Source organism: Streptomyces sp. NPDC002265, from assembly GCF_040296125.1.
GTDB lineage: Bacteria > Actinomycetota > Actinomycetes > Streptomycetales > Streptomycetaceae > Streptomyces.
Map to the genome: position 1 here is coordinate 21,655 of NZ_JBEOWS010000027.1, position 26,993 is coordinate 48,647.

The window sequence follows — 26,993 nt, forward strand, 5'->3', positions numbered from 1 at the left end:
GACCATGCCCCTGAACAGCTTGGCAATGATCGAGAACTGGCCGGTTCCCACCGCTGCGGCGGGTGTCGTACGGGCCGACGGCACGGTCCTGGGGACCCATGGACCCGCCGGGCGGCGTTTCCCGCTGGCCTCGGTCACCAAGCCGCTCGCCGCCTACGCCGCGCTCGTCGCGTACGAGGAGGGGGCGATCGAGTTCGACGAGCCGGCCGGCCCCGCGGGCTCGACGGTCCGTCATCTGCTCGCCCACACCTCGGGGCTGGCGTTCGACGAGCACCGGGTGATGTCGGCGCCCGGGGAGCGGCGGCTGTACTCCAACGCGGGCTTCGAGGTGCTCGGGGAGCACATCGCCAAGGCGACGGACATCCCGTTCGCCGAGTATCTGCACCAGGCGGTGCTGGAGCCGCTCGGCATGACGGACACCAGCCTCGACGGCTCCCCGGCGAAGGACGGGGTGTCGACGGTGACGGACCTGCTGCGGTTCGCCGCGGAGGTGCAGGCGCCGCGGCTGCTCGACCCGCGGACCGTCGCCGAGGCGATGACCGTGCAGTACCCGGGCACGAAGGGCGTCGTGCCGGGCTACGGCCACCAGAACCCCAACGACTGGGGCCTCGGCTTCGAGATCCGGAACACCAAGTCGCCGCACTGGACGGGCGCTTCGTCCTCGCCGCGGACGTTCGGGCACTTCGGGCAGTCGGGGACGTTCCTGTGGATCGACCCGGACGCGCGGCTCGCGTGCACCGCCCTGGCCGACCGCGCCTTCGGGCCCTGGGCCGTCGAGGCGTGGCCGCCCTTCACCGACGCGGTGCTCGCCGAACTCGCCCGCTGACCCGCGGGGTCCGGCCGGGAGGCAGGGCGGCGGGCCGCCCGGTCAGGCCGCCGCCATCTCCCACAGCAGCAGCTCCGCCGCCGTCACCCCCACCGCCTCCAGGTCCTTCGCGTCGGTGATCCGCGCCGCGTCCCCCGCCGCCAGCTCCGCGCCGTCCAGCCGCACCGCGCCGCGTACGACATGGACGTACACATGGGCCGCGTCCGGTACCGCCGTCCGCTCCCCCGCCACCAGCCGCCGTACGTGCAGCATCGCGGCCGCCTCCGGGACCGCGTAGGGGGTGGAGTCGGCGATGCCCCGGACGATCTCGTAGACCGGATCACCGCCCGGTTCGCGCGGGGCCAGCCACATCTGGACGAAGGTCAGCGGGACGGCGGCGTCGTTGCGCTCCACGTGCCGGACACCGGAGGCCGCGCTCAGGCGCTGGACGTCCCCGGCGCGCACCACCATCTCGCGGCCGAGGGAGTCGCGGTGGGTCAGCTCGCCCTCGACCACCCACGTCACGATCTCCGTATGACTGTGCGGGTGCTCGTCGAAGCCGGCGCCCGGGGCGAGGCGCTCCTCGTTGCAGGCGATCACCGCGCCGAAGCGGAGGTTGCCGGGGTCGTAGTGGGGGCCGAAGGAGAAGGCGTGCCGGGAGTCGATCCCGGCCCGCGGATCCCCTCCGCGGTAGCGCTCGCCTGCGCGCCGTACGTCCATCACGACCACCACGGTAGCCCCGCGGGGGACCCGCCGCGGACCGCGCGCGCGACCCGGCGGCACACGTCGGCGTCCCGATAAGGCAGTCTTGTCCCGTGCCCGAACCCGAAACCAGCAAGTCCCCCAGCGCAGCGCACGACGTCCAGACGCACGCCGCGACCCTGAAGCGGCTGGAGAAGTCCGCCGGGACCCTCGCCGTCCAGGCCATCGCCCGGATGGACGAGACGCTGCCGTGGTACCGGGCCATGCCCCCGGAGAACCGCTCCTGGATCGGGCTCGTCGCGCAGGCCGGTATCGCCGCCTTCACCGAGTGGTTCCGGCATCCCGACGCCCCCCAGGCCATCTCCACCGACGTGTTCGGCACCGCGCCGCGCGAGCTGACCCGGGCCATCACCCTGCGCCAGACCGTCGAGATGGTGCGCACCACCATCGAGGTCATGGAGAGCGCGATCGACGAGGTCGCGGCCCCGGGGGACGAGCGCGTGCTGCGCGAGGCGCTGCTCGTCTACGCCCGCGAGATCGCCTTCGCCACCGCCCAGGTCTACGCCCAGGCCGCCGAGGCACGCGGTGCCTGGGACGCGCGGCTGGAGTCGCTCGTCGTCAACGCCGTGCTCAGCGGGGAGGCCGACGAGGGCGCGGTGAGCAGGGCCGCCGCGCTGGGCTGGAACGCGCCGGAGCATGTGTGCGTGGTGCTGGGGACCGCCCCGGACGGCGACTCCGAACTGACCGTGGAGGCCATCCGGCGGGCCGCCCGGCACGCCAAGCTCCAGGTGCTCACCGGGGTGCTGGGCAGCCGGCTCGTGGTGATCGCCGGTGGCAGCGACAACCCCCTCGCGGTGGCCAAGTCGCTGATCGGGCCGTTCGCCCAGGGGCCGGTCGTGGCCGGTCCCGTCGTCCCCGACCTGCTGGCCGGAACCCGGTCCGCGCAGGCCGCCGCGGCGGGGCTGAAGGCGTGTTCCGCCTGGCAGGACGCCCCGCGTCCGGTGCTGGCGGACGATCTGCTCCCGGAGCGCGCGATCGCCGGCGACCCCGGCGCGCGCGAGCAGCTGGTGGAGGAGATCTACAGACCGCTGGAGGAGGCCGGCTCCGCGCTGCTGGAGACGCTCAGTGTCTATCTGGAGCAGGCGAGCAGCCTGGAGGGTGCCGCCCGGATGCTGTTCGTGCACCCCAACACCGTGCGCTACCGGCTCCGACGTGTGACGGACGTCACCGGCTGGTCGCCATCCGATGTACGATCCGCGTTCACACTGCGGATCGCGCTGATCCTGGGGCGTCTGGTCGATGGAGATCCCCAGACCTAGGTTTGTCGAAGGCCTACAAAACCCCCTGCTGTTCTTCGTCCCTGTCCCCACGGGCGGCCGTGGCCGTCCCCAAGAGAGAGTGTGAGAGTGCTCGTACTCGTCGCTCCCGGCCAGGGCGCTCAGACGCCCGGCTTCCTGACCCCCTGGCTCGAACTGCCCGGATTCGCCGACCGCCTCGCCGCGTGGTCGGACGCCATCGGGCTGGACCTCGCCCACTACGGCACGCAGGCCGACGCGGACGCGATCCGGGACACGGCTGTCGCGCAGCCGCTCCTGGTCGCCGCCGGACTGCTGTCCGCCTCGGCACTGGGTGCCGTCACGGACATCGCCCCGGGCGCGGTCGCGGGCCACAGCGTCGGCGAGATCACCGCCGCGGCCTTCGCGGGCGTCCTCGACGACACCACCGCGCTGAGCCTCGTGCGCAAGCGCGGCCTGGCCATGGCCGAGGCCGCCGCGATCACCGAGACCGGCATGTCGGCGCTGCTCGGCGGCGACCCCGAGGTGACCGTCCCGCATCTGGAGAAGCTGGGCCTGACCGCGGCCAACGTCAACGGCGCGGGCCAGATCGTGGCCGCGGGCACGCTGGAGCAGCTCGCGGCGCTGGAGGCGGACAAGCCCGAGGGCGTACGCCGGGTCGTCGCGCTGAAGGTGGCCGGCGCCTTCCACACGCACCACATGGGACCCGCGGTCGAGAAGCTGGCCGAGGCCGCGAAGGAGCTCGTGCCCGCCGACCCGAAGGTCGTGTACGTCTCCAACAAGGACGGACGGACCGTCGCCACCGGCGACGAGGTCGTCGCCCGGCTGGTCGGCCAGGTCGCCAACCCGGTCCGCTGGGACCTGTGCATGGAGACCTTCAAGGAGCTCGGCGCGACCGCGCTGATCGAGGTGTGCCCCGGCGGCACGCTGACCGGTCTGGCCAAGCGCGCGCTGCCCGGCGTCACGACGCTGGCCCTGAAGACCCCCGACGACCTGGACGCGGCTCGCGAACTCATCGCCGAGCATGCCTGACGACCCGAGGAGCCGACCGATCATGTCGAAGATCAAGCCCAGCAAGGGCGCCCCGTACGCGCGCATCCTCGGCGTGGGCGGCTACCGTCCCACCCGGATCGTGCCGAACGAGGTGATCCTCGAGACGATCGACTCGTCCGACGAGTGGATCCGCTCGCGCTCCGGCATCGAGACGCGGCACTGGGCGAGCGACGAGGAGACCGTCGCCGCGATGTCCGTCGAGGCCTCCGGCAAGGCGATCGCCGACGCCGGGATCTCCGCCGAGCAGATCGGCGCCGTCGTCGTCTCGACCGTCTCGCACTTCAAGCAGACCCCGGCCGTCGCCACCGAGATCGCCCACAAGCTGGGCACCGCCAAGGCCGCCGCCTTCGACATCTCGGCCGGCTGCGCGGGCTTCGGCTACGGCCTGACCCTCGCCAAGGGCATGATCGTCGAGGGTTCGGCGGAGTACGTCCTGGTCATCGGGGTCGAGCGGCTGTCCGACCTGACCGATCTGGAGGACCGGGCCACCGCCTTCCTGTTCGGTGACGGCGCGGGCGCGGTCGTCGTGGGCCCCTCCAAGGAGCCGGCCATCGGCCCGACCGTCTGGGGCTCGGAGGGCGACAAGTCCGAGACCATCAAGCAGACCGTGCCGTGGACGGACTACCGCACCGGCGAGGTCGAGAAGTTCCCCGCGATCACCCAGGAAGGCCAGGCGGTGTTCCGCTGGGCCGTGTTCGAGATGGCCAAGGTCGCCCAGCAGGCGCTGGAGGCCGCCGGGATCACCTCGGACGAACTGGACGTCTTCATCCCGCATCAGGCCAACGAGCGGATCATCGACTCGATGGTGAAGACACTCAAGCTGCCGGAGACCGTCACCGTCGCCCGGGACGTGCGCACCACCGGCAACACCTCGGCCGCCTCGATCCCGCTCGCGATGGAGCGGCTCCTGGCGACCGGCGAGGCGAAGAGCGGCGACACCGCGCTCGTCATCGGCTTCGGGGCGGGTCTCGTGTACGCCGCGACGGTCGTTACCCTCCCCTAGGCACTCCGTGCCGGATCATGCATCCGGGACGGGAAACGCAACACCCGCCGCGCACGCGGTGGGAGCCACACCCTCTGGAACATCTACGAAGGAGCGCCGACATGGCCGCCACTCAGGAAGAGATCGTCGCCGGTCTCGCGGAGATCGTGAACGAGATCGCCGGGATCCCGGTTGAGGACGTCCAGCTGGACAAGTCCTTCACCGACGACCTGGACGTCGACTCGCTGTCCATGGTCGAGGTCGTCGTCGCCGCCGAAGAGCGCTTCGACGTCAAGATCCCGGACGAGGACGTCAAGAACCTCAAGACCGTCGGTGACGCGACCGAATACATCCTCAAGCACCAGGCCTGAGCAACCCCTTAGGCCGGGAGCTGCCGGCCCCGCCACCCGGCGGTGGCGCCGCTGAATCCTCGTATCCGTTGGAGAAAGAATTCCCGTGAGCCCGACCAATCGCACCGTGGTCGTCACCGGTATCGGCGCAACCACACCGCTGGGTGGCGACGCAGCCTCTACCTGGGAGGGCCTGATCGCCGGTCGTTCCGGCGTCAAGCCCCTCGACAAGGAGTGGGCGGCCGACCAGGCCGTCCGTATCGCGGCCCCGGTCGCCGTGGAGCCCACCGAGGTCATCCCGCGGCCGCAGGCCCGCCGTCTCGACCGTTCGGCGCAGTTCGCGCTGATCGCGGCCCTGGAGGCCTGGGCCGACGCCGGCTTCACCGGCCGTGCCGGTGAGGACGGCGCGGTCGACCCCGACCGTCTCGGAGCCGTCATCGCCTCCGGCATCGGCGGTGTGACGACCCTCCTCGACCAGTACGACGTGCTCAAGGAGAAGGGCGTCCGCCGCGTCTCCCCGCACACCGTGCCGATGCTCATGCCGAACGGCCCGTCCGCCAACGTGGGTCTGCTCGTGGGCGCCCGCGCGGGTGTGCACACGCCGGTCTCCGCCTGCGCGTCGGGCGCCGAGGCCATCGGCTACGCCATCGAGATGATCCGTACCGGCCGTGCCGACGTCGTCGTCGCCGGTGGCACGGAGGCGGCGATCCACCCGCTGCCCATCGCCGCGTTCGGCAACATGATGGCGATGTCCAAGAACAACGACGACCCGCAGGGCGCCTCGCGTCCCTACGACGTCGACCGCGACGGCTTCGTCCTCGGCGAGGGCGCCGGCGTGATCGTCCTGGAGTCCGCCGAGCACGCCGCCAAGCGCGGTGCGCGGGTGTACGCGGAGGCGGTCGGCCAGGGCATCTCCGCCGACGGCCACGACATCGTGCAGCCGGAGCCGGAGGGCCGCGGCATCTCGCACGCCCTCCAGCACCTGCTGGACAGCACGGACCTGGACCCGGCGGAGATCGTGCACGTGAACGCGCACGCCACCTCCACGCCGGCCGGTGACATCGCCGAGCTGAAGGCGCTGCGCAAGGTCTTCGGCGACGACACGGACCACATGGCCGTCTCGGCGACCAAGTCGATGACCGGTCACCTGCTCGGTGGCGCGGGCGGCGTCGAGTCCGTCGCGGCCATCCTCGCCCTGTACCACCGGGTGGCGCCGCCGACCATCAACGTGGAGAACCTCGACCCGGAGGCGGAGGCCAACGCCGACATCGTCCGCGGCGAGGCGCGCAAGCTCCCCGTCGACGGCCGGATCGCCGCGCTGAACGACTCGTTCGGCTTCGGCGGCCACAACGTGGTGCTGGCGTTCCGCACGGTCTGAACCCACCGTCCTCGGCGCTGACTTCGAGGACCCCCGACGGCCCGTCCCCCGCGCTCCCGCGCGGGCGGCGGGCCGCGGTCCGTTCCGGGGCAGGCCGGCTCGGAAAGCCACGGGAGCCCACGGGAGGCAGCAGGACGCGTACGCCACGGACTCCGCGCGGGCGCCGTCCGACGGACCCGCGACCGGCCCGCGTACGGCGTGCACGACGGACGTACGTGACGACGTGCAGGGCGGGCGATACGGGACGGCGTACGCGACGGGCGATACGCGGCGGGCGTACGTGACGGCGTATCCGGCGTGGCGATACGGGACGCCGTACGCGGCGGGCGTACGGGAGGGTGTCGCGGCGGCGTGGCGGTGGGTCAGACCACCTGGTGCAGCCAGCGCACCGGCGCGCCCTCGCCCGCGTACCGGAACGGCTCCAGCTCGTCGTCCCAGGGCTTGCCGAGCAGCCTGGTGAGTTCGGCCTCCAAGTCGGTCTCGCCTCGCTGCGAGCGCTGGAGGGCGGCGCGCAGCCGGTCCTCGGGGATGAGGATGTCGCCGTGCATCCCGGTCACCGCGTGGTAGATGCCGAGCTCGGGGGTGCAGCTGTAGCGCTCGCCCTCGGCGGTGGGGCAGGGCTCGGCGGTGACCTCGAAACGCAGCATCTGCCAGCCGCGCAGGGCGGAGGCGAGCTTGGAGGCGGTGCCGGCCTCGCCCTGCCAGGAGAACTCCGAGCGCCAGGTGCCCGGCGCGGCGGGCTGCCGGATCCAGTCGAGGTTGACGCGCGTACCGAGCACCCCGGCGACGGCCCACTCGACATGCGGGCACAGCGCGCGCGGCGCGGAGTGCACGTACAGAACTCCACGTGTCGTCACCGGGACCTCCGGGCAGAGCGGGACATCTTGCTACTGGGGCCATGCTCAGTGGCATGTCGCCACGTTGATGGCGAGGCTACCGTGCGGCGGCGCAAGGAGTGTGACGTACCGTCGGTCCCGGTACTCCCAATCGTCTGCCATTCACCCGGGGGGACGCTTGTACGCGGTGCGGCGTTGCACCGGACCGGCCGGGAACTCCCGCACGTTGTGATGGAGGGGCAGGACGTACGGGACGACCGAGGGGATGGCCGAGGATGCGGAAGCGGAGCAGCCGGGTGCGAGCCGTCGTCGCCGTCGTGGTGGCGGCCGTCCTTGGGGCCGGGGGGTGCGACGCGGCCGGCGGCGACCCGCCGGGTGCGGGCGGCTCGCAGGCGCGGGCGAAGCCCTCGCCCACCCCGGTGTGGGACCGCAGCCCGGAGTCGGTGGCGGCGGTCGGCGACTCCATCACCCGTGGCTTCGACGCCTGCGCGGTCCTGTCGGACTGCCCGGAGGTGTCGTGGGCGACGGGCGGTTCGGCGAAGGTCGACAGCCTGGCCGTACGGCTGCTGGGGACGGCGGGCGCGGCCCGGCGGAGCTGGAACTACGCGGTGACCGGGTCCCGGATGGCCGACCTGCCCGCGCAGCTCGGGCGGGCGGCGGCCCGGCGGCCGCAACTGGTGACGGTGATGGTGGGCGCCAACGACGCCTGCCGGTCCTCCGTCTCGGACATGACGCCGGTGGACGACTTCCGGGCGGACTTCGAGAAGTCGCTGCGCACTCTGCGCGCGCGGCTGCCGCGGACGCAGGTGTACGTGGCGAGCGTGCCGAACCTGAAGCGGCTGTGGTCGCAGGGGCGCACCAACCCGCTCGGCAAGCAGATCTGGCAGCTCGGCCTGTGCCCGTCCATGCTGCGCGACGCGGACGCGCTGGACGCGGAGGCGACCGAGCGGCGCGACACGGTGCAGCAGCGGGTGGAGGCGTACAACGGGGTGCTGCAGGAGGTCTGCGAGAAGGACGCCCGCTGCCGCTTCGACGGGAACGCGGTGTACGACTACCGCTTCGACACCGACCAGCTCAGTCACTGGGACTGGTTCCACCCGAGCACGGACGGGCAGGCGCGGCTCGCGGAGATCGCCTACCGCACCGTCACGGCGCGGGAACCGTGACCTAGGGTTTCCCACATGAGCGAACTTTTCGGCACACTTCCCGACGGCACCCCGGTCCATGTCTGGACCCTGGAACGGGCCGGGACCCGGGTCCGGATCCTGTCGTACGGCGGGATCGTGCAGTCCCTGGAGGTACCCGACCGGGACGGCCGCCCGGGGAACGTGGTGCTGGGGTTCGCCGACCTGGACGGTTATCTGACGCACACGGGGCCGTACTTCGGTGCGCTGGTGGGCCGTTACGCCAACCGGATCGCGGACGGCCGTTTCCCGCTGGGCGAGCTGACGTACGCGCTGGAGCCCAACAGTCCGCCGAACTCGCTGCACGGCGGTGAGCGCGGCTTCGACAAGCGGGTGTGGGACGTGACGCCGGTCGAGGACGGGGTGCGGCTGAGCCGGGTCAGCCCGCACGGCGAGGAGGGCTTCCCGGGCCGGCTGGAGGTCTCGGCGACGTACGCCCTGGACGCGTCCGGGGCGCTGCGGATCGCCTACGAGGCCACCACGGACGAGCCGACCGTGGTCAACCTCACCAACCACAGCTACTTCGACCTGGGCGGGGCCGGGAGCACCGGCGGACACGAGTTGCGGATCGCCGCCTCGCGCTACACGCCGGTCGACGCGGACCTGATCCCGACCGGTGTGCTGGAGGACGTGACGGGCACCCGGTTCGACTTCCGCGCGGTCCGCAAGGTGGGCACCGGCTACGACCACAACTTCGTCCTGGACAAGGGGGTGACGCCGGCCGTCGAGGAGGTGGCCGAGCTGCACGACCCGGTGTCCGGGCGGGTGCTGACGGTGGCGACGACCGAGCCGGGGATGCAGCTGTACACCGCGGACCATCTGGAGGCCCCCTTCGCGCCCGGCGACGGGGTCGCGCTGGAGACGCAGCACTTCCCGGACTCCCCGAACCGTCCGGAGTTCCCGAGCACCGAGCTGCGGCCGGGTGCGGTGTACCGCTCGGCGACGGTGTACGCGTTCTCGGCCCGCTGACCGGCCGCGGCGGGCCGGCCCGGGGCACCGGCCCGGTTCACCGGCACCGGCGCCGGGCAGAAATGAGCCCCGGTCCGGAGGTCAGGTCACCGGACCGGGGCTGCTCGGGGGGCGCCGGAGCCCGGGCCCTGAGGCCCCGGGGCGTGGGCGCCCGGATCAGACGTTAACCTTCGTGCTCGCTCCGCGGTCGGCGATCGAGCGGCCGAGGCGAAGTTCGTACGAACCCTTCACAAATACCCACGATCTCGCCTTCTATCCCAAATCTCGAGGGGAACGCTGCGAAATTTTCGTCGGTGGCCTCGGCGATGCCGCCCTGCACGGCCCCGGCACCCGGAGAACCGGCAGGTCGGCGGGGCCGCGGGCGCGGGCGCACGACGAGGACGCCCCCGGCGCGGGCGGTGTACGCGGCGCCGGGGCGGGGACGGGGGTGGAACGGGCTTCCGGCCCCGGGCGGGCGTCTGCGCCCATGCCCCCGGAGGCGGCGGGTCAGCCGGTGGCGTCCGCCTCCTGGCGGGGCTCCTCGGTCTCGCGGTCCGCGCCGTCGGTGATCTCCTCGCCCCGCAGGTCGCGGGCGAGGAGGGTCGCGCCCGCGACCGCGCCCGGCATCAGGAACACCGCGACGAACGGCACCAGGAAGGCCAGGCCGAGCGGGGTGCCGAAGCCCCAGACCAGGGTCTTGCGGGAGCGCAGCAGCGCGAGCCGGTCACGCAGCTCGACGCCGCGGCGCTGGAGGGCGACGGCGGCGAGTTCCTCGGTGAGGAAGAAGCCGGTGACGAAGAAGCCGATCACCGGGACGACCGTCTGGCCGACCACGGGCAGGAAGCCGAGGGCGAAGAGGAGGACGCCCCAGACGAGGGCGCGCAGCACGATGCGCAGGCTGTCGCGCGCCGAGATCCACAGTTCGCGCCAGAGCGGCAGCTGCGACTCGGGGGCGATGCCGTCGGGCGAGACGTCTCGGTCGACCTTCTCGGAGAGGTTCTCGTAGAAGGGCTGGCCTATGAGGAGCGTGACCGCGGTGAAGGTGAGGACCGCGAGCAGCAGGCCGAGCGCGAACAGCACGGCCGTGAGGAAGCCGCGGAACAGGCCCTGCCAGGGGCTCGACCAGTCGTCCGCGAACGGGGTCGACCAGGAGACGAGGTCCTCGCCCCACAGGCCCAGGGCCACCAGCGCCGCCGCGTAGAGGACGAGGGTGATCAGACCGGGCAGCAGGCCGAAGCCGTACTGCTTTCCGTGCCGGGCCACCCAGCGCTGGCCCTTCAGGAGATAGCTGAAACCCACCCCGAGATCGCGCATGCCCGGAACTCTATCGGGTGATTCCCGATCAACCTCCGGCCAGAGCGTCACCTTCCGGTACCGAACGCCCGCCGCTGTTGAGTCGAACGGGTACGTCGCGCCGTACCGATCCCGGGAAGCCCGCAGAAGGTGCGCGTGCGTCGAGCGCCTTCCGCGCGGCCGCCCGAGGACGGCTTCCGGGGCCGCCCGCACGCGACTTCCGAAACGACCCGAAGGGGGAGTTCCCCCAGCTCGGACGGGCAATGATCACCATGGCACACGCGCACAGCGGCTGAAGTTGGAGGAGAGCGCATGACGCAGGAGATCCACGGCACCGTCGCGGACGGCTTCGAGGCGGTGCGAGCGGAGTTCGCGGCGCTCGTCGCCGGGGAACGGCCCGACTACGAGGGGCAGCTGACCGCGTACGTGCACGGGCGGCTGGTCGTCGACCTGTGGGCGGGCACCGACGCCGACTCCCTCTACGGCGTGTACTCCTCGACCAAGGGGGCCGCCCATCTGGTCGTGGCGCTCCTCGTGCAGGAGGGCACCCTCGAACTGGACCGGAAAGTCACCTACTACTGGCCGGAGTTCGGCTCCGAGGGCAAGGGGTCGCTGACCCTGCGGGACCTGCTCGCGCACCGGGCGGGCCTGGTCGGCACGGACACCGGTTTCAGTGCGGCCGAGCTCGCCGACGACCGGCTGATCGCCGAACGGCTCGCCGACCAGCGGCCGTTCTGGCGGCCGGGCACCGCCTTCGGCTACCACGCCCTGGTCATCGGCGCGTTGACGGGCGAGGTGGTGCGCCGCGCCACCGGCCGCACGCTCCAGGAGGTGTACGAGGAGCGGATCCGCGCCCCGTACGGGCTGGACTTCTTCCTGGGCCTGCCCGCGGCCCACGAGCCGCGCTTTCGCACCGTGCAGCCGATGATCCCGACCGCCGAGCAGCGGGCCCTGCTCGACGCGCTGCCGCAGGGGCCGCACACGCTGGCGTCCATCGCCTTCAACACGCACACGGCCGAGCCGACCGACCTCGCGCTGCTGCCGAACCGGCCGGAGATCCGCGCCAAGGGCCCGGCCTCGGTCGGCGGGGTGGCCTCGGCGCGCGGGCTGGCGGGGCTGTACGCGGCGGCCGTCAGCGAGATCGACGGGAAGGCGCCGCTGCTGAAGGAGGACACGGCGGCGGAGTTCGGGCAGTTCCACTCCGTGGGGTACGACCTGGTGGCCCGCACCCACAAGTCGTACGGGCTGGGCTTCCAGGCCACCGCGGACACCTGGCACCCGTTCCTGGGCGCCGGGGCGTTCGGGCACAGCGGAGCGGGCGGCAGCCAGGCCTTCGCGGACCCGCGCAGCGGCCTGGCCTACGGCTACACCCGGCGGCGCAACGCCTTCCCGGGCGGGGCCGCGCCCGAGAACGCCGCGCTGGCGGCGGCGGTGCACCGGGCGGCGCTGGCCGCGTGAGACAGGCCGCGTGAGACGGGCCGCGTGAAACGGGCCGCGTGAGACGGGCCGCGTGAGACGGGCCGCGTGAGGCGGACGCACGCCGGCCGTGCGACATGCACGCGCGAAGGCCGCGCCCCGGAGTCGGGGCACGGCCTTCCCGGCCCTCCGGGGACACGGCGCTCGCCGCCCTCCGGGGGCGCGGCCCGGTTCGCCGGTCAGAGCTTGACGATCATCTTTCCGGTGTTGTCGCCGCGCAGCACCCCGAGGAACGCCTCCAGGTTGTTCTCGATGCCCTCGACGACCGTCTCGGTGTACTTGAGCTCGCCGGAGCGGATCCAGGCGCCGACCTCCTGGACGAACTGCGGCTGAAGGTCGTAGTGGTCGCCGACGAGGAAGCCCTCGATCCGGCCGCGGGTCTGGATGAGCCGGGCGAGGTTGCGCGGGCCGGGGGCGGCCTCGGTGTTGTTGTAGACCGAGATCATGCCGCAGACCGCGATCCGGCCGCCCTGGTTCAGCGAGCCGATGGCCGCCTCCAGGTGGTCGCCGCCCACGTTGTCGAAGTAGACGTCGACGCCGTCGGGGGCGGCCGCGCGCAGCTGCTCGGAGACCGGGCCGCTCTTGTAGTTGAAGGCGGCGTCGAAGCCGTACTCCTCGACCAGGAGCTTCACCTTCTCGTCGGAGCCGGCCGAGCCGATGACCCGGGAGGCGCCCTTGAGCCTGGCGATCTGTCCGACCTGGCTGCCCACGGCGCCCGCGGCCCCGGACACGAACACCGAGTCGCCCTCCTTGAAGGAGGCGGTGCGCAGCAGTCCGGCGTAGGCGGTGAGGCCGGTCATGCCGAGGACGCCGAGGTACGTCGACAGGGGCGCGGCCTCGGGGTCGACCTTGACGGCCTGCGCGGCGCTCACCGTGGCGTACTCGCGCCAGCCGCCGAAGTGCAGCACGTGGTCGCCGGGGGCGATGCCCTCGGCACCGGAGGCGACGACCTCGCCGACGGCGCCGCCCTGCATGACCTTGCCCAGCTCGAAGGGGGCGGCGTAGGACTTGGCCGCGCTCATCCTGCCGCGCATGTACGGGTCCACGGAGACGTAGGCGTTGCGCACCAGCACCTCGCCGGGGCCGGGCTGCCGGATCTCCGCCTCGACCAGGGCGAAGTCCTCGGGCTTGGGCCAGCCGACCGGGCGGCTGACCAGGTGCCATTCACGGCTGGTGGCGGGGAGCGTGGGGGTGTCGGACATGGGAACCGGGCCTTCCTCGGTGCTTCACACGGTCAAATACTTCAGTACCTGAAACAACCATGCGCCTGAATATTTCAGGATGTCAAGTAAAGGGGTACCCTCGGAGCATGCCCACCTCACCGCGGACGCCCCGCCCCGACACCCTGACCATGGACGTAGTCGAGCTGATCGGCGAGGTGGTGACCCGGTACTACGAGGACTACGAGACCGCAGCCGGCGACCACGCCCTGACCGGCGCCCAGGCCCGGCTGCTGAGCCTGCTCTCGCTGGAGCCGCTGCCCATGCGCAAGCTGGCCCAGAAGCTGAAGTGCGAGCCGTCGAACGTCACCGGAATAGTCGACCGCCTCGAATCACGCGGTCTGGTGGAGAGGCGCCCGGACGCCGCCGACCGCAGGGTGAAGCTGGCGGCGGCCACGGACGAGGGCGTCCAGGTGGCCCGCAGCCTGCGCGAGTCCCTGCACTTCGCCCGCGAACCGCTGGCGGGGCTGAGCGAGGAGGAACGGGTGGTGCTGCGGGGGCTGCTGCGGCGGATGCTGGAGCAGCCGGGGACTCCGCGGAAGCCCGCATAGGCCCGCCTGGATCCGCCCAGGCCCGTCCAGGCCCGTTCAGCGAGCCGCGGGTGTGCCGCGGAGCCTCAGGTGCACCACCACAGGAACTTGCTGCACGTCTCCGAAGGGGTCGGGTCGGGCGTCGGGTCCGCGCTCGTCGGCTCGGCCGTCGGGGTCTGGTCCCCCGTGGGGGTCGCCGCCGAGGACTGCGCGGCGGTCGGCGCGGCCGAGGCCGGGGAGGTGCTGTCCTCGCCGGCCGGGTCGGCGGAGCCCGACGCGTCGGCCTTCGGGGACTTCGACGCCGTCGCAGCGGCCGAGCGGGAGGCCTGGGCCGAGGCCGTGGGGGTGGCCGCCGCGCTGTCGAGGGTGCGGGCCGACGCGGACGCGGACGCCTCGCCGGGGGCGCCGTCCCGCGTCGAGGGGTCCACGGCGGCCGCGGGCTGTTCGGAGGAGAAGCCCGGCGCGTCGACGCCGAGCTCGGCGAGGCTCAGCCCGCCGGCCGCGAGGACGAAGCCGGTGGCTATCAGCAGGGTGCGACGGCGGCGTCGGCGATGGGCGGCCGCCTTGCGATCGCGACGGCTGGGGACGGGCCCGCGCTCCTGCTCCGCCGGGTCGTCCTCGTCGTAGTCGTCGTACTCGGGCTCTTCGGTCCGCCCGGTGCCGTCCGCCGGGTGGCCGAGGTCCTCGGACAGCCCGGCGCCGCCCGCCCAGTGGCCCCGCTCGTCGTGGTCGGGTTCGTAGCCGCGGCCGTCGTGGTCCAGCTCGTAGCCGCGGTCGTCGTGCTCTGGCTCGTAGCCGTGGCCGTCGGTCCGCTCCGTCCCGTCCGGCCGGCGGTCCTGTCCGTCGGCCGGCCCGGCACCGGCCGGCCCGGCCTCGTTCCGCCCGCGCCTGCGGCCCCCGCGGCCCTGCTCCCGGCGCCGGGCGGCGCGGCCGCCCGGTTCCGGGTGCGAACCGGCACCGCCGTGCTCGCGCGCACCCTCGCCGGACGACCCGTCGGCGTCGCCGGTGTCGTTGTCGTCCGCGTCCGCGCGCAGCTGGTCGGCAGGGGTGCCGCATCCCGGGCACGCGAAAGCGCCGTTGAGATGCCGTCGGCACGAGTGGCAGTAGTCCATGACGCGGGAAGACTAAGTTCCCGGAGGGCGGCGTTCCTAGGGGGTGCTGTGGAATTTTTGTGCGAGAACAGGTTTAACCGCGCGAGATGTCGTGCGAAGCGCCCGAGGCGGCGTGAAGCATCCGCCAATGCCCCGAAAGTCGACTTCGAAACTATCGAAACCCTTATGCGTCCGACCCATTGACACCCCGACCGCACCGTCCTTACTGTCACGCCAGCATTTCGAACGTGTGACGAAATATCGAACACATCGGAACGCCAGCCAACCGAGCCGACGAAGCAGCAAGGGGCAACTGTCGTGCGCATCACCGGAATCAGCACACACGTGGTCGGGACGCCGTGGCGCAACCTGACCTACGTCCAGGTGCACACCGACGAGGGGATCACCGGAGTCGGCGAGACCCGGATGCTGGGCCACACCGACGCTCTCATCGGATACCTGCGCGAGGCCGAGGCCAATCACATTCTCGGCTCCGACCCGTTCGCTGTCGAGGACCTGGTGCGCCGTATGAAGTACGGCGACTACGGGCGCGCGGGCGAGATCGTGATGTCGGGCATCGCGGTCGTCGAGATGGCCTGCTGGGACATCAAGGGCAAGGCGCTGGGCGTGCCGGTGTGGCAGCTGCTCGGCGGCAAGGTGACCGACAAGGTCAAGGCCTACGCCAACGGCTGGTACACCACGGAGCGCACGCCCGAGGCGTACCACAAGGCCGCCCGGGCGGTCATGGAGCGGGGTTACCGGGCGCTGAAGATCGACCCCTTCGGCACCGGCCACTTCGAACTGGACCACGAGCAGAGCCTGTACGCCGTCTCGCTGATCGAGGCGGTCCGCGACGCCATCGGGCCGGACGCCGAGCTGATGCTGGAGATGCACGGCCGCTTCTCTCCCGCGACGGCCGTGCGCCTGGCCCGCGAGCTGGCCCCCTTCAAGCCGGCCTGGCTGGAGGAGCCCTGCCCGCCGGAGAACCTGAAGGCGCTGGAGAAGATCGCGGCCAAGGTCGACATCCCGGTCGCCACCGGTGAGCGCATCCACGACCGGATCGAGTTCCGGGAGCTGTTCGAGAGCCAGGCCGTCGACATCATCCAGCCCGACGTGGGCCACATCGGCGGCATCTGGGAGACCCGGAAGCTGGCCGCGACCGCGGAGACCCACTACATGCTGGTCGCCCCGCACAACGTCGGCGGGCCGGTGCTGACCGCCGCCTCCCTCCAGGTCGGCTTCACCTCCCCGAACTTCAAGATCCTCGAACACTTCAACGACTTCGCGGACGCGGAGATCAAGAAGGTCGTCAAGGGCGCCCCGCAGGTCGTCGACGGCTACTTCCACCTCTCCGACGCGCCGGGCCTCGGCGTCGAGCTGGACGTCGACGCGGCCGCCGAGTTCCCGCAGCAGCAGGCCCGCTTCGACCTGTGGGCCGAGGGCTGGGAGCAGCGCAAGCCGAAGGGCACCCAGCCGTGAGCACCGGGGAGAACACCGCGGCGGGCGCCGCCGCCGTGGTCGTGGAGGCGCCCGGCGAGCACCGCATCACCGCGCACGAGCCGCGGCGGCCGGAGGCCGGGGAGGCGCTGGTGCGCGTCCACGCCACCGGGATCTGCGGCAGCGACCGCGAGGTGTACCAGGGCAACCGGCCCGAGGGGTACGTCCGTTATCCGCTCACCCCCGGGCACGAGTGGTCGGGGACCGTGGAGGCGGTCGGCGCCGGGGTGCCCGAGTCGCTGGTCGGCCGGAAGGTCGTGGGCGAGGGCTTCCGCAACTGCCAGGTGTGCGACCGCTGCCACGCGGGCGAGACCACGCTGTGCACCGACGGGTACGAGGAGACCGGCTTCACCCAGCCGGGGGCCATGGCCGCCACCCTCACCCTGCCGGCCCGGCTGCTGCACGCCCTGCCCGACGACGCGGACCTGACGGCCGCCGCGCTGCTGGAGCCGGCCGCCTGCATCGCGGCCGCCGCGCTCAAGGCGAACGCGCGGCCGGGCGAGCGGGTCGCGGTGGTCGGCACCGGGACGCTGGGCATGTTCGCCGTGCAGTTCCTCCGGGCGGGCTCGCCGGGCGAGCTGCTGGTGGTCGGCACCCGCGACGACCGGGAGGCGCTCTCCCGGCAGTTCGGGGCCACCGACTTCCGCACGAAGGACCAGGAGCTGCCCGGCGACTTCGACGTGGTGATCGAGACGGCGGGGTCGGCGTCGGCCGCGCGGACCGCCGCGGCACTGCTGCGGCGCGGCGGGCGGCTGGTCCTGACCGGGATCCCGGCGCCGGGCGCCGACGGTCTCGACCCCACCGACCTGGTCGTACGGCAGCTGGAGGTGCACACCGTCTTCGGTGCGCCGCCGGACGCCTGGGCGCACACGGTGCGGGTCTTCGCGGCCGGGCTGCTCGATCCGCTGCCGCTGGTCACGCACGAGCTGCCGCTCACCGAGTTCTCCGCGGCGATCGAGCTGGTGGGGTCCGGCGACCCGAAGGTCGGCAAGGTCCTGCTGCGCCCCTAGGGCCGCGGGCGGGCCCGGAGTCCGCTCCGCTCCCCTCCCGTGGCCGTACGACGGCACGCAGGCCCCCGCACCACCCCCCGCCGGCCCCACCCCCGGCCGTACGCCGGCACGAAGGCAACCTGACGGCCCTCGTGCCGGCGTACACCCCGCCCGTTCCACGCCTTGAGCCGCGAACCTCGTCCGAAATACCGAACAAGAAGGACAGCTTGTGACCGACGCTTCCGCCACGGCAGCCCGTCGACCCGGCGAGCGGGCGCTCGCCGCACTGGGCCTGGGCGCACCCGCCCTCGATCCCGCCGACGCCTCGCCCCACAGCTTCCCGGGCGGTGGCCGCTGGCGCACCGAGATCCCCTCCTGCGAGGGCCCCGAGGCGCTGGCCGTCGTCCTGAAGGAGGCCTCGCGCCTGGACGTGCCGGTCCACCGGATCAGCCAGGGCAGCGGCGTGTGGATGCTGACCGACGCCGAGATCACGGAGATGGTCGACGCGACCGGCGAACGGGACATCGAGCTCTGCCTGTTCACCGGCCCGCGCGGCACCTGGGACATCGGCGGCTCGGTGCGCACCGACTCGCGCGGCGGCGGCACCCGCGCCCGCGGCCACGACGCCGTCGCCGGGTGCGTCGAGGACGCCGTACGGGCCACCGAGCTGGGCGTCAGATGCCTGCTCGTCGCCGACGAGGGGGTGCTGTGGACGCTGCACCGGGCGCGCCTGGCGGGCATCATCCCGGCGGACACCACCCTGAAGGTGTCCGCGCTCATCGGCCCGGTCAACCCGGCCGCGTACGCGGTGTACGAGGGGCTGGGCGCCGACTCGGTCAACGTGCCCAGCGATCTGACCCTCGATCACCTCACGGAGATCCGGCGGGTGTCGGCCGCCCCCATGGACATGTACATCGAGGCCCCCGACGATCTCGGCGGGTACGTCCGGATGTACGAGGTCGCCGAGCTGATCCGGCGCGGCGCACCGCTCTACCTCAAGTTCGGCCTGTCCAAGGCGCCCGGAATCTACCCGTACGGGCACCACTTGAGGGATCTGACCCTGTCCACCGCACGGGAACGGGTGCGGCGCGGCCGGCTGGCCCTGGATCTGCTCGAACGGCACGGAGTCGACGGCGAGATGGCCCCCCTGGGGTCACGCCTGCCCGGCGCCCTGAAGCGGTTCGAAACTTCCGCATAACGTTCCGGACAATCCCCCTTCACAAAAGACGACGCAGTCGAACACAATCCCACAACCGCTCCTCGGACTTGCCGCACCGCCCGGACGAGCAACCGCACCCCCGCCAGACCGAGCCCTGCTCCACACACATCAAGGATGATGATCATGCGTACTCGCAGAGCCGCCCTCGCCGCCATAGCCGGAGCCGCCTCCCTCGCGCTCACCCTCACCGCCTGCGGTCAGAGCGGTGAAGGCGGCAGCAAGGAGGAGTCGGGCAGCGCCAAGGGCGGGACCATCGGCATCGCGATGCCGACCAAGTCGTCCGAGCGCTGGATCGCCGACGGTGACAACGTCGTCAAGAACCTCCAGGCCAAGGGCTACAAGACCAAGCTGGTCTTCGGCGAGGACGACCCCGACCAGCAGGTCTCGCAGATCGAGAACCTGATCACGCAGGGCGTCAAGGCGCTGATCGTCGCGGCCATCGACAACAAGTCCCTGAACAACGTGCTCCAGCAGGCCGCGGACGCGCACATCCCGGTCATCGCCTACGACCGTCTGATCCTCGGCACGAAGAACGTCGACTACTACGCGTCCTTCGACAACAGCAAGGTCGGCGAGCTCCAGGCCAACTACATCGTCGACAAGCTCGGTCTGGCGAGCGGCAAGGGCCCGTTCAACATCGAGCTGTTCGCCGGCTCCAACGACGACAACAACACCAAGTACTTCTTCAACGGCGCGATGAGCGTGCTCCAGCCGTACATCGACAGCAAGAAGCTCGTCGTCCAGTCCGGCCAGACCGGCCTCACCCAGGTCACCACCCTGCGCTGGGACGGCGCCACCGCGCAGAAGCGCATGGACGACATCCTCACCAAGTCGTACTCGAGCAAGAAGGTCGACGCGGTCCTCTCGCCGTACGACGGCATCTCCATCGGCATCCTGTCGGCGCTGAAGTCGGACGACTACGGCTCCAAGGCCAAGCCGCTGCCGGTGCTCACCGGCCAGGACGCCGAGCTGGCCTCGGTGAAGTCGATCATCGCGGGCGAGCAGACGCAGACCGTCTACAAGGACACCCGTGAACTGGCCAAGGTCGCCTCGAACATGGTCGACGCGGTCCTCAACGGCAAGAAGCCGGAGACCAACGACACCAAGACCTACGACAACGGCGCCAAGGTCGTCCCCGCCTACCTGCTCCAGCCGGTGAGCGTCGACAAGACCAACTACTCGCAGGTCCTGGTGGACGGCGGCTACTACACGGCGGACGAGCTCAAGTAGCCACCGGTCGCACCGACTTCTACGGATTGGAAGGCACGACCATGGCGGGACCCGTCCTGGAAATGCGCTCGATCGTCAAGACCTTTCCCGGCGTCAAGGCACTGTCGGACGTCACACTGACCGTCCGCCAGGGCGAGGTCCATGCCATCTGCGGGGAGAACGGCGCCGGCAAGTCGACCCTGATGAAGGTCCTCTCCGGCGTTCACCCGCACGGGAGTTACGAGGGCGAGATCCTCTTCGAGGGTGACGTCTGCCGCTTCCGGGACATCCGGGCGAGCGAGCAGCACGGCATCGTGATCATCCATCAGGAACTGGCGCTGGTGCCGTTCCTGTCGATCGCGGAGAACATCTTCCTCGGCAACGAGCACGCCAAGCGCGGGTTCGTCGACTGGAGCGAGACCCTGCGGCACGCCAGCGAACTGCTGCGCCGCGTCGGCCTCGACGAGCACCCCGAGACCCGCGTCGCCGACATCGGCGTGGGCAAGCAGCAGCTCGTGGAGATCGCGAAGGCACTGTCCAAGGAGGTGAAGCTGCTCATCCTCGACGAGCCGACCGCGGCGCTCAACGACGAGGACAGCGGCAAGCTCCTGGACCTGATCCTGGAGCTGAAGAACCAGGGCATCACCTCGATCATCATCTCCCACAAGCTCAACGAGATCCGCCGGGTCGCCGACTCGGTGACGATCCTGCGCGACGGGCGGTCCATCGAGACACTCGACGTGAAGGCGGCGGAGACGACCGAGGACCGGATCATCAGCGGCATGGTCGGCCGGGACCTCGACCACCGCTTCCCCGAGCGCACCCCGCACCACCCCGAGGAGGGTGCGGCCCCGGCGCTGGAGATCCGCGACTGGACCGTGCACCACCCGATCGACCAGCAGCGCAAGGTGGCCGACGAGGTGTCGCTCCAGGTGCGGCGCGGGGAGATCGTCGGCATCGCGGGCCTGATGGGCGCCGGCCGCACCGAGCTCGCGATGAACGTCTTCGGGCGCAGCTACGGCCGGTACGCGGGCGGCACGGTCCTCAAGGACGGCAAGGAGATCCGTACCAGGACCGTCGCGGAGGCGGTCGGGCACGGCATCGCGTACGTCACCGAGGACCGCAAGCACTACGGCCTCAACCTCATCGACACCATCAACCGCAACATCTCGCTGACCGCCCTGGGCAAGGTCGCCAACCGGGGCATCGTCGACGAGCACGAGGAGCGCCAGGTCGCCGAGCGCTACCGCAAGTCGATGAACATCAAGGCGCCGACCGTCTTCGAGCCGGTCGGCAAGCTGTCCGGCGGCAACCAGCAGAAGGTCGTCCTCAGCAAGTGGATCTTCGCGGGTCCGGACGTGCTGATCCTGGACGAACCGACCCGCGGCATCGATGTGGGAGCCAAGTTCGAGATCTACACGGTCATCGACAAGCTGGCCGCCGAGGGCAAGGCGATCATCTTCATCTCCTCCGAGCTGCCCGAACTGCTCGGCATGTGCGACCGCATCTACACCATGGCCGCCGGGCGGCTGACAGGCGAGTTCTCGCGGGCCGAGGCCACGCAGGAAGTGCTGATGCGTCAGATGACGAAGGACAAAGAGGTAACGCGATGAGCACCGATGTGACCAACAGCCCGGCCGAGGCACCACCGGGCAGGGGCGGCGGCGAGACCGGGGAGAACCTGGTGCGGCTGATGCTCGACGGCCTGCGCCGCAACATGCGCCAGTACGGCATGCTGATCGCGCTCGGCCTGATCGTCGCCCTCTTCGCCGTGTGGACCGACGGCGACCTGCTGCTGCCGCGCAACGTCTCCAACCTGGTCCTGCAGAACAGCTACATCCTGATCCTCGCGATCGGCATGATGCTGGTGATCATCGCCGGCCACATCGACCTGTCGGTCGGCTCGCTGACCGCGTTCGTGGGCTCGTTCGCGGCCGTACTGATGGTGGAACACCGGGTGGCCTGGCCGCTCGCCCTCGTGCTGTGCCTGCTGGTGGGCGCCGTGGCGGGCTCGATCCAGGGCTTTCTGATCGCCTATCTCGGCATACCGTCCTTCATCGTCACCCTCGCCGGGATGCTGCTCTTCCGCGGTCTGACCGAGATCCTGCTCAAGGGGCAGACCCTCGGCCCGTTCCCGGACGGCCTGCAGAAGATGGGCAACGGCTTCCTGCCGGAGGTCGGCCCGACCACCAACTACCACAACATCACCCTGCTGCTCGGCCTCGCCGTGATCGTCTTCGTGGTCCTCCAGGAGGTCCGCGACCGCAAGCGCCAGCAGGAGTTCTCGCTGGACGTGCTGCCGGCCCGGCTCTTCCTGCTGAAGATGGTCGCGCTGGTCGCCGCGGTGCTCACCGTCACGATGCTGCTCGCCAGCTACAAGGGCGCGCCGATCGTGCTGCTGATCCTCGGCGTGCTGGTCGTCGGCTACGGCTACGTGATGCGCAACGCCGTCTTCGGCCGCCACATCTACGCCATCGGCGGCAACCTCCCGGCGGCGAAGCTGTCCGGCGTCAAGGACAAGAAGGTCACCTTCTATGTCTTCCTCAACATGGGCATGCTCGCGGCCCTGGCGGGTCTGGTGGTCGCCGCCCGCCTGAACGCGGCCTCTCCGAAGGCCGGCCTGAACTTCGAGCTGGAGGCCATCGCCTCGTCGTTCATCGGCGGCGCGTCCATGAGCGGCGGTGTCGGCACCGTCCTCGGCGCGATCATCGGCGGTCTGGTCCTCGGCGTGCTGAACAACGGCATGAACCTCCTCAGTGTCGGCACCGACTGGCAACAGGTCATCAAGGGCCTGGCCCTGCTGGCGGCGGTCGGGTTCGACGTATGGAACAAGCGCAAGTCCGGTTCGTAACTCATCAGGGCCCCACCCGAAAGGTGGGGCCCCTTCCATTTGCAGGAGCCGCACATGGACATGAGCAGACGTACGGTCATCGCAGGAGCGGCGGCAGCGGGGTTGACCGCCGCCACCATCGGCACGGCGCACGCCTCGGGGGGCAGGAAGCCGGTGAAGGAGCTCTTCGGCACGCTCGCCGACGGGACCAAGGTCCACCGCTGGTCGCTGGAGAACGGCGGCACCCGGCTCAAGGTGCTGTCCTACGGCGGCATCGTCAACTCCCTGGAGATCCCCGACCGGCACGGCCGGTACCGGAACGTCTCCCTGGGCTTCGGCAACATCGAGGACTACGTCGCCAAGAGCCCGTACTTCGGCGCCCTGATCGGCCGCTACGGCAACCGCATCGGCAAGGGGCAGTTCACCCTCGACGGCACCGCCTACCAGGTGAGCGTCAACGACGGCGTGAACAGCCTGCACGGCGGCGCCCAGGGCTTCGACAAGCGCGTCTGGGACGTCGAGCCGTTCACCAAGGGCTCCGACGTGGGCCTGCACCTGCACTACACCAGCGTCGACGGCGAGATGGGCTACCCGGGCACGCTCCGGGCGAAGGTCACCTACACCCTCACCCGGTCCGGCGACTGGCGCATCGACTACGAGGCCACCACCAGCAAGGCCACCGTCGTCAACCTCACCAGCCATGTGTACTGGAACCTGGCCGGCGAGGGCAGCGGGTCCATCTACGACCACGAGCTGTCCATCGCCGCCGCCCGCTACACGCCGGTCGACTCGGGGCTGATCCCCACGGGCGAACTGGCGAAGGTCGCGGGCACCCCGTTCGACTTCCGCAGGACGAAGGCGGTCGGCGCGGACATCCGCGTCGCGCACCAGCAGCTCCTGTACGGCAAGGGCATCGACCACAACTGGGTCCTCGACAAGGGCGTCACCGCGAAGCCCGTGCACGTCGCGACCCTGCGCGACCCGTCCTCCGGCCGCTCGCTGAGCATCGCGACCACCGAGCCGGGTCTCCAGTTCTACTCGGGCAACTTCCTCGACGGCACCCTCGTCGGCTCCGGCGGCCGCATCTACCGCCAGGGCGACGCACTCTGCCTGGAGACCCAGCACTTCCCGGACTCGCCGAACAAGCCGTCGTTCCCGTCCACCGTGCTGCGGCCGGGCCGGACATACCGGACGTCGACGGTCCATTCGTTCGGCGCCTGAGACCGGGCCGGGGGAAGTCACACTTCTTTCACCAGAGTTGAACAGCGCCTCCCAGGAATCCGTATGTAAGGGCGGCCCGTGCTCCCCCGCGCGGGCCACCCAATGACGACGGGCCCGGACGTCCCCTCCGGGCCCGCCCCATATGGAGGATCCATGGCCGACAACGTCACCTCGTTGTTCCGCAGCACAGCGGCGCACAGCCCGTCGATGGCGGCGCTGACGCGGGAGGGTGACGGATCGGGGCCCGTGGACTTCTGCATACCCTGCAACCCGTACTTCCCCACGCCCGCGATGTTCGACGAGATGGCCGCCCGGCTGCGGGACATCATCACGTACTACCCGAGCAGCGCCGACACGATCACCGGCGAGCTGTGCAACCTGCTCCAGCTGCCGCCGCAGTGCGTGGCCATGGGCAACGGCTCCACCGAACTCATCACCTGGATCGACCACCTGCTGGTCCGCGAGTCCCTCGCCATCCCCGTCCCCACCTTCGGCCGCTGGACCGACCAGCCGATGGAGACCGGCAAGCGCGTCGACATGTTCCCGCTCCAGGAGTCCAACGGGTTCGTCCTGGACCTGGCGCAGTACGCCGAGTTCATCCGCAAGCGCGGCACCCGGGTCGCGGTGATCTGCAACCCGAACAACCCCGACGGCGGCTTCCTGCACAAGCAGCAGCTCGTGCAGTTCATGGACGCGATGGCCGACCTGGACCTGGTCGTCATCGACGAGTCCTTCCTGGAGTTCGCGGACGCGGAGGCGGAACCGAGCGTCGTCCAGGAGGCGATGCTGCGCCCGAACGTCGTCGTCCTGCGCAGCCTGGGCAAGAACTTCGGCCTGCACGGCATCCGCTTCGGCTATCTGGTCGCCAACCCGTCGCTGGCCGGCAAGGTCCGCTCCATGCTGCCCAAGTGGAACCTCAACTCCTTCGCCGAGCACGTGGTGTTCATGCTCAAGGAGCACGGCACCGAGTACCTGCAGAGCCTGCAGCAGGTGCGCCGCGACCGTCTGGACATGGCCGCCCAGCTCTCCGCGCTGCCCGGTCTGACGGTCTACCCCTCGCAGGGCAACTTCCTCTTCGTGCGCCTTCCCGTCGGCGCCGAGGGCACCGTGGTGCGCGACCGGATGCTCACCGAGCACCGGATCCTGGTGCGCGAGTGCGGCAACAAGGTCGGCTCGTCCAGCCGCTTCCTGCGTCTCGTGGTGCGCCCCCAGGTCGACGTGCGTCGCCTGGTCGCCGGCCTGGAACAGGTGCTCTACGGGACCAGGAAGGGAGCCGCCGTGCCCGAGCTCGCCACTGGGACCGGCTACAGCTCGGGCACGGCGGCGGTGGACCGGCTCGTCGGCGCCACGAACGGTGCGGGCATGCCGGCGCTCGCCGCCCAGGCGATGGCGGGCCAGTCCATGGGCGCGGGGACGCCGATGCCGGTGGCGGCCCAGGCCGCGGCACCGCAGCAGATGCCGCAGCAGATCCCTCAGCAGGCTCCCCAGCAGATCCCTGCGCCGGTCCCGCAGCCGGTCCCGGCCCAGTTCCCGCAGCAGGTGCCGCAGCAGTTCCCGCAGCCGATGGCGGCCCCGGCCCCCGCCGCGTACCCCGCGCAGCTCCCGGCCGCGGCGCAGATGCCCGCCCCGGCACCGGCTCCCGGGCCGGCGGCCGGCCCGACCCCGCCCGGGGTCCCCGCCCGCGGCGGTCTCACCGCGGCCCAGGTCAGAGGCACCAACGGCCTCTCCCCCGCCCCGGCGACGGGCTGGCCCCAGGCGCAGAGCTGGCCGAACGCGGCGGGCATGGGCCAGACGGGCTGACCCCGGCCACGACCGACGACCCGGCCGGCCCGTTCGGTACGCGACGGACCGGCCGGTGCTCCGGAGGCCGTCTCCGGAGGCCGTCGCCGGTGGCGGCCGTACGTTCGCGCGACCGGGATCCCACGCGGCTCACAAGGCACTTGACGGACCGTCATTTTACGGAACTGACAGCCGTCCGACAGGGCTCCGACAGCATCCCTCCCTACGGTGCCGTGTCCATGACAGACACCCCTGAGAAAACAGGAACCCGCATCGGACGCCGTACCGTGCTGATGGCCACGGGCGTCACCGTCGCGACGCTGGCCGTGGGTGCGGCCGTCGCGTCCGAGTCCCCCACTGCGGAAGCCGCCCCCGGCCTGGTCCCCGCGGCCGCCGCGGCTGTCTGCACCCTCACGAAGGAGATGACCGAAGGCCCCTACTACCTCGACGGACAGTACGTCCGCGCCGACGTCACCGAAGGCAAGGCCGGTGCCCCGCTCAAGCTGGCGCTCACCGTCGTGGACGACGACACCTGCGTCCCGGTGTCCGGCGCGCTGGTGGAGATCTGGCACTGCGACGCGCTCGGCGAGTACTCCGGGTTCGTCGGCAACAACGGCCACAGCGAACCCGACGACGGCACCTTCCTGCGCGGCGGAGTGCTCACCGACTCCAGCGGCCTCGCCGCCATCACCACGATCTACCCGGGCTGGTACCGCGGCCGCTGCGTGCACATCCACGTCAAGGTGCACACCGGCGTCACGCTCACCTCGGACGGCTCGTTCACCGGCGGCCGGGAACTGCACACCGGCCAGCTCTTCTTCAGCGAGACGGTGACGACCGCCATGGCGAAGATCTCGCCCTACTCGACCAACAAGGTCACCCGCACGACCCTCACCCAGGACTCGGTCTACGACGGCGGAGGCGCCGCGTCCGGCCTCCTGACCCTCACCGCCCTGGGCAGCTCCGCCTCCTCCGGCTACGCCGGCACCCTCACCCTGGGCGTCGAGCAGTAACCGGCACTCCCCCCACCCGAAAGACCCTGGGTGACCTCGATGACGGCGTCGGCGTCCAGCACGTGCAGGGTGCCCTGGTTGCGGACGTTGAGG

General features: G+C 71.3%; 24 protein-coding genes. 19 read left to right on the plus strand and 5 right to left on the minus strand.

The window, feature by feature from the left end; translation table 11 throughout:
- Positions 1 to 4: 4 nt before the first annotated feature.
- Entirely contained in the window at positions 5 to 826 is an 822-nt protein-coding gene (locus ABT085_RS07650) for a serine hydrolase domain-containing protein (protein WP_351603263.1), read from the plus strand.
- A gap of 42 nt (positions 827 to 868) precedes the next feature.
- On the opposite strand, the gene ABT085_RS07655 is transcribed toward ABT085_RS07650, so the two are convergent.
- Complete coding sequence (locus ABT085_RS07655) at positions 869 to 1,525, minus strand: pirin family protein (RefSeq protein ID WP_351603308.1); 657 nt, start codon at positions 1,523 to 1,525, stop codon at positions 869 to 871.
- 95 nt (positions 1,526 to 1,620) lie between these two features.
- Here ABT085_RS07655 and ABT085_RS07660 point away from each other — a divergent pair, with 95 nt between their 5' ends.
- From ABT085_RS07660 to ABT085_RS07680, 5 genes are all read left to right on the plus strand, one after another.
- Entirely contained in the window at positions 1,621 to 2,826 is a 1,206-nt protein-coding gene (locus tag ABT085_RS07660) for a PucR family transcriptional regulator (RefSeq protein ID WP_351603265.1), read from the plus strand.
- Between the two features lie 87 nt (positions 2,827 to 2,913).
- Entirely contained in the window at positions 2,914 to 3,834 is a 921-nt protein-coding gene (locus tag ABT085_RS07665) for an ACP S-malonyltransferase (RefSeq protein WP_351603267.1), read from the plus strand.
- 22 nt (positions 3,835 to 3,856) lie between these two features.
- Positions 3,857 to 4,858 (plus strand): ketoacyl-ACP synthase III, encoded by a 1,002-nt coding sequence (locus tag ABT085_RS07670; RefSeq protein ID WP_351603269.1) that lies wholly within the window; start codon positions 3,857 to 3,859, stop codon positions 4,856 to 4,858.
- A 101-nt stretch (positions 4,859 to 4,959) separates the two neighbouring features.
- Positions 4,960 to 5,208, plus strand: a complete 249-nt coding sequence (locus ABT085_RS07675; RefSeq protein WP_029384719.1) for an acyl carrier protein — start codon at positions 4,960 to 4,962, stop codon at positions 5,206 to 5,208.
- 85 nt (positions 5,209 to 5,293) lie between these two features.
- Positions 5,294 to 6,565, plus strand: coding sequence for a beta-ketoacyl-[acyl-carrier-protein] synthase family protein (locus tag ABT085_RS07680; RefSeq protein ID WP_351603271.1), 1,272 nt, complete (start codon positions 5,294 to 5,296; stop codon positions 6,563 to 6,565).
- A gap of 362 nt (positions 6,566 to 6,927) precedes the next feature.
- Here the strand turns inward: ABT085_RS07680 and ABT085_RS07685 are convergent, their stop codons facing one another.
- Positions 6,928 to 7,422 (minus strand): DUF3145 domain-containing protein, encoded by a 495-nt coding sequence (locus ABT085_RS07685; RefSeq protein ID WP_351603273.1) that lies wholly within the window; start codon positions 7,420 to 7,422, stop codon positions 6,928 to 6,930.
- A 254-nt stretch (positions 7,423 to 7,676) separates the two neighbouring features.
- Between ABT085_RS07685 and ABT085_RS07690 the strand changes: the two genes are divergently transcribed.
- Together ABT085_RS07690 and ABT085_RS07695 are read left to right on the plus strand one after the other, a co-directional pair.
- Entirely contained in the window at positions 7,677 to 8,567 is an 891-nt protein-coding gene (locus ABT085_RS07690; protein ID WP_351603275.1) for an SGNH/GDSL hydrolase family protein, read from the plus strand.
- A gap of 15 nt (positions 8,568 to 8,582) precedes the next feature.
- A complete protein-coding gene (locus ABT085_RS07695) occupies positions 8,583 to 9,554 on the plus strand; it encodes an aldose epimerase family protein (protein ID WP_351603277.1) in 972 nt (323 codons plus the stop codon).
- Positions 9,555 to 10,040: 486 nt separating this feature from the next.
- Here the strand turns inward: ABT085_RS07695 and ABT085_RS07700 are convergent, their stop codons facing one another.
- Positions 10,041 to 10,847, minus strand: coding sequence for an EI24 domain-containing protein (locus ABT085_RS07700; protein ID WP_351603279.1), 807 nt, complete (start codon positions 10,845 to 10,847; stop codon positions 10,041 to 10,043).
- Positions 10,848 to 11,138: 291 nt separating this feature from the next.
- Here ABT085_RS07700 and ABT085_RS07705 point away from each other — a divergent pair, with 291 nt between their 5' ends.
- Positions 11,139 to 12,284 carry a serine hydrolase domain-containing protein gene (locus ABT085_RS07705; protein ID WP_351603281.1) on the plus strand — a complete coding sequence of 382 codons (1,146 nt, stop codon included), beginning with the start codon at positions 11,139 to 11,141 and terminating at the stop codon, positions 12,282 to 12,284.
- A gap of 197 nt (positions 12,285 to 12,481) precedes the next feature.
- Here the strand turns inward: ABT085_RS07705 and ABT085_RS07710 are convergent, their stop codons facing one another.
- Entirely contained in the window at positions 12,482 to 13,504 is a 1,023-nt protein-coding gene (locus tag ABT085_RS07710; RefSeq protein WP_351603283.1) for an NADP-dependent oxidoreductase, read from the minus strand.
- 107 nt (positions 13,505 to 13,611) lie between these two features.
- Between ABT085_RS07710 and ABT085_RS07715 the strand changes: the two genes are divergently transcribed.
- Positions 13,612 to 14,073: a MarR family winged helix-turn-helix transcriptional regulator gene (locus tag ABT085_RS07715; RefSeq protein ID WP_351603285.1), complete on the plus strand. Its 462-nt coding sequence runs from the start codon at positions 13,612 to 13,614 to the stop codon at positions 14,071 to 14,073.
- Positions 14,074 to 14,138: 65 nt separating this feature from the next.
- On the opposite strand, the gene ABT085_RS07720 is transcribed toward ABT085_RS07715, so the two are convergent.
- Positions 14,139 to 15,164: an SCO2400 family protein gene (locus ABT085_RS07720; protein ID WP_351603287.1), complete on the minus strand. Its 1,026-nt coding sequence runs from the start codon at positions 15,162 to 15,164 to the stop codon at positions 14,139 to 14,141.
- A gap of 297 nt (positions 15,165 to 15,461) precedes the next feature.
- On the opposite strand from ABT085_RS07720, the gene ABT085_RS07725 reads away from it, so the two are divergent.
- The 9 genes from ABT085_RS07725 to ABT085_RS07765 all read left to right on the plus strand — a co-directional run bounded on the left by ABT085_RS07725 (position 15,462) and on the right by ABT085_RS07765 (position 26,900).
- Positions 15,462 to 16,622 (plus strand): mandelate racemase/muconate lactonizing enzyme family protein, encoded by a 1,161-nt coding sequence (locus ABT085_RS07725; RefSeq protein ID WP_351603289.1) that lies wholly within the window; start codon positions 15,462 to 15,464, stop codon positions 16,620 to 16,622.
- Entirely contained in the window at positions 16,619 to 17,650 is a 1,032-nt protein-coding gene (locus ABT085_RS07730; protein WP_351603291.1) for a zinc-dependent alcohol dehydrogenase, read from the plus strand. The genes ABT085_RS07725 and ABT085_RS07730 overlap by 4 nt, the downstream gene beginning before the upstream one ends.
- 208 nt (positions 17,651 to 17,858) lie before the next feature.
- Complete coding sequence (locus tag ABT085_RS07735) at positions 17,859 to 18,827, plus strand: hypothetical protein (RefSeq protein WP_351603293.1); 969 nt, start codon at positions 17,859 to 17,861, stop codon at positions 18,825 to 18,827.
- A gap of 144 nt (positions 18,828 to 18,971) precedes the next feature.
- Positions 18,972 to 20,078, plus strand: a complete 1,107-nt coding sequence (gene chvE, locus ABT085_RS07740) for a multiple monosaccharide ABC transporter substrate-binding protein (RefSeq protein ID WP_351603295.1) — start codon at positions 18,972 to 18,974, stop codon at positions 20,076 to 20,078.
- A gap of 41 nt (positions 20,079 to 20,119) precedes the next feature.
- A complete protein-coding gene (mmsA, locus tag ABT085_RS07745; RefSeq protein WP_351603297.1) occupies positions 20,120 to 21,670 on the plus strand; it encodes a multiple monosaccharide ABC transporter ATP-binding protein in 1,551 nt (516 codons plus the stop codon).
- Complete coding sequence (gene mmsB, locus ABT085_RS07750) at positions 21,667 to 22,908, plus strand: multiple monosaccharide ABC transporter permease (protein WP_351603298.1); 1,242 nt, start codon at positions 21,667 to 21,669, stop codon at positions 22,906 to 22,908. The genes mmsA and mmsB overlap by 4 nt, the downstream gene beginning before the upstream one ends.
- 54 nt (positions 22,909 to 22,962) lie before the next feature.
- Complete coding sequence (locus ABT085_RS07755; protein WP_351603300.1) at positions 22,963 to 24,108, plus strand: aldose epimerase family protein; 1,146 nt, start codon at positions 22,963 to 22,965, stop codon at positions 24,106 to 24,108.
- A gap of 153 nt (positions 24,109 to 24,261) precedes the next feature.
- The gene (locus tag ABT085_RS07760) at positions 24,262 to 25,908 is read left to right on the plus strand and encodes a pyridoxal phosphate-dependent aminotransferase (protein ID WP_351603302.1); all 1,647 of its coding nucleotides are present in this window, start codon (positions 24,262 to 24,264) and stop codon (positions 25,906 to 25,908) included.
- Positions 25,909 to 26,126: 218 nt separating this feature from the next.
- Entirely contained in the window at positions 26,127 to 26,900 is a 774-nt protein-coding gene (locus ABT085_RS07765) for an intradiol ring-cleavage dioxygenase (protein WP_351603304.1), read from the plus strand.
- Positions 26,901 to 26,993: the final 93 nt, after the last annotated feature.

Bases quoted from the DNA above. Each gene is read 5' to 3' on its own strand.
- ABT085_RS07655 (WP_351603308.1), bottom strand. From the start codon at position 1,525: ATGGACGTACGGCGCGCAGGCGAGCGCTACCGCGGAGGGGATCCGCGG.
- ABT085_RS07700 (WP_351603279.1), bottom strand. From the start codon at position 10,847: ATGCGCGATCTCGGGGTGGGTTTCAGCTATCTCCTGAAGGGCCAGCGC.
- ABT085_RS07765 (WP_351603304.1), top strand. From the start codon at position 26,127: ATGACAGACACCCCTGAGAAAACAGGAACCCGCATCGGACGCCGTACC.
- ABT085_RS07715 (WP_351603285.1), top strand. From the start codon at position 13,612: ATGCCCACCTCACCGCGGACGCCCCGCCCCGACACCCTGACCATGGAC.
- ABT085_RS07755 (WP_351603300.1), top strand. From the start codon at position 22,963: ATGGACATGAGCAGACGTACGGTCATCGCAGGAGCGGCGGCAGCGGGG.
- ABT085_RS07695 (WP_351603277.1), top strand. From the start codon at position 8,583: ATGAGCGAACTTTTCGGCACACTTCCCGACGGCACCCCGGTCCATGTC.
- ABT085_RS07670 (WP_351603269.1), top strand. From the start codon at position 3,857: ATGTCGAAGATCAAGCCCAGCAAGGGCGCCCCGTACGCGCGCATCCTC.
- ABT085_RS07710 (WP_351603283.1), bottom strand. From the start codon at position 13,504: ATGTCCGACACCCCCACGCTCCCCGCCACCAGCCGTGAATGGCACCTG.
- ABT085_RS07690 (WP_351603275.1), top strand. From the start codon at position 7,677: ATGCGGAAGCGGAGCAGCCGGGTGCGAGCCGTCGTCGCCGTCGTGGTG.
- chvE (WP_351603295.1), top strand. From the start codon at position 18,972: ATGCGTACTCGCAGAGCCGCCCTCGCCGCCATAGCCGGAGCCGCCTCC.
- ABT085_RS07650 (WP_351603263.1), top strand. From the start codon at position 5: ATGCCCCTGAACAGCTTGGCAATGATCGAGAACTGGCCGGTTCCCACC.
- ABT085_RS07720 (WP_351603287.1), bottom strand. From the start codon at position 15,164: ATGGACTACTGCCACTCGTGCCGACGGCATCTCAACGGCGCTTTCGCG.
- ABT085_RS07675 (WP_029384719.1), top strand. From the start codon at position 4,960: ATGGCCGCCACTCAGGAAGAGATCGTCGCCGGTCTCGCGGAGATCGTG.
- mmsA (WP_351603297.1), top strand. From the start codon at position 20,120: ATGGCGGGACCCGTCCTGGAAATGCGCTCGATCGTCAAGACCTTTCCC.
- ABT085_RS07705 (WP_351603281.1), top strand. From the start codon at position 11,139: ATGACGCAGGAGATCCACGGCACCGTCGCGGACGGCTTCGAGGCGGTG.
- ABT085_RS07760 (WP_351603302.1), top strand. From the start codon at position 24,262: ATGGCCGACAACGTCACCTCGTTGTTCCGCAGCACAGCGGCGCACAGC.
- mmsB (WP_351603298.1), top strand. From the start codon at position 21,667: ATGAGCACCGATGTGACCAACAGCCCGGCCGAGGCACCACCGGGCAGG.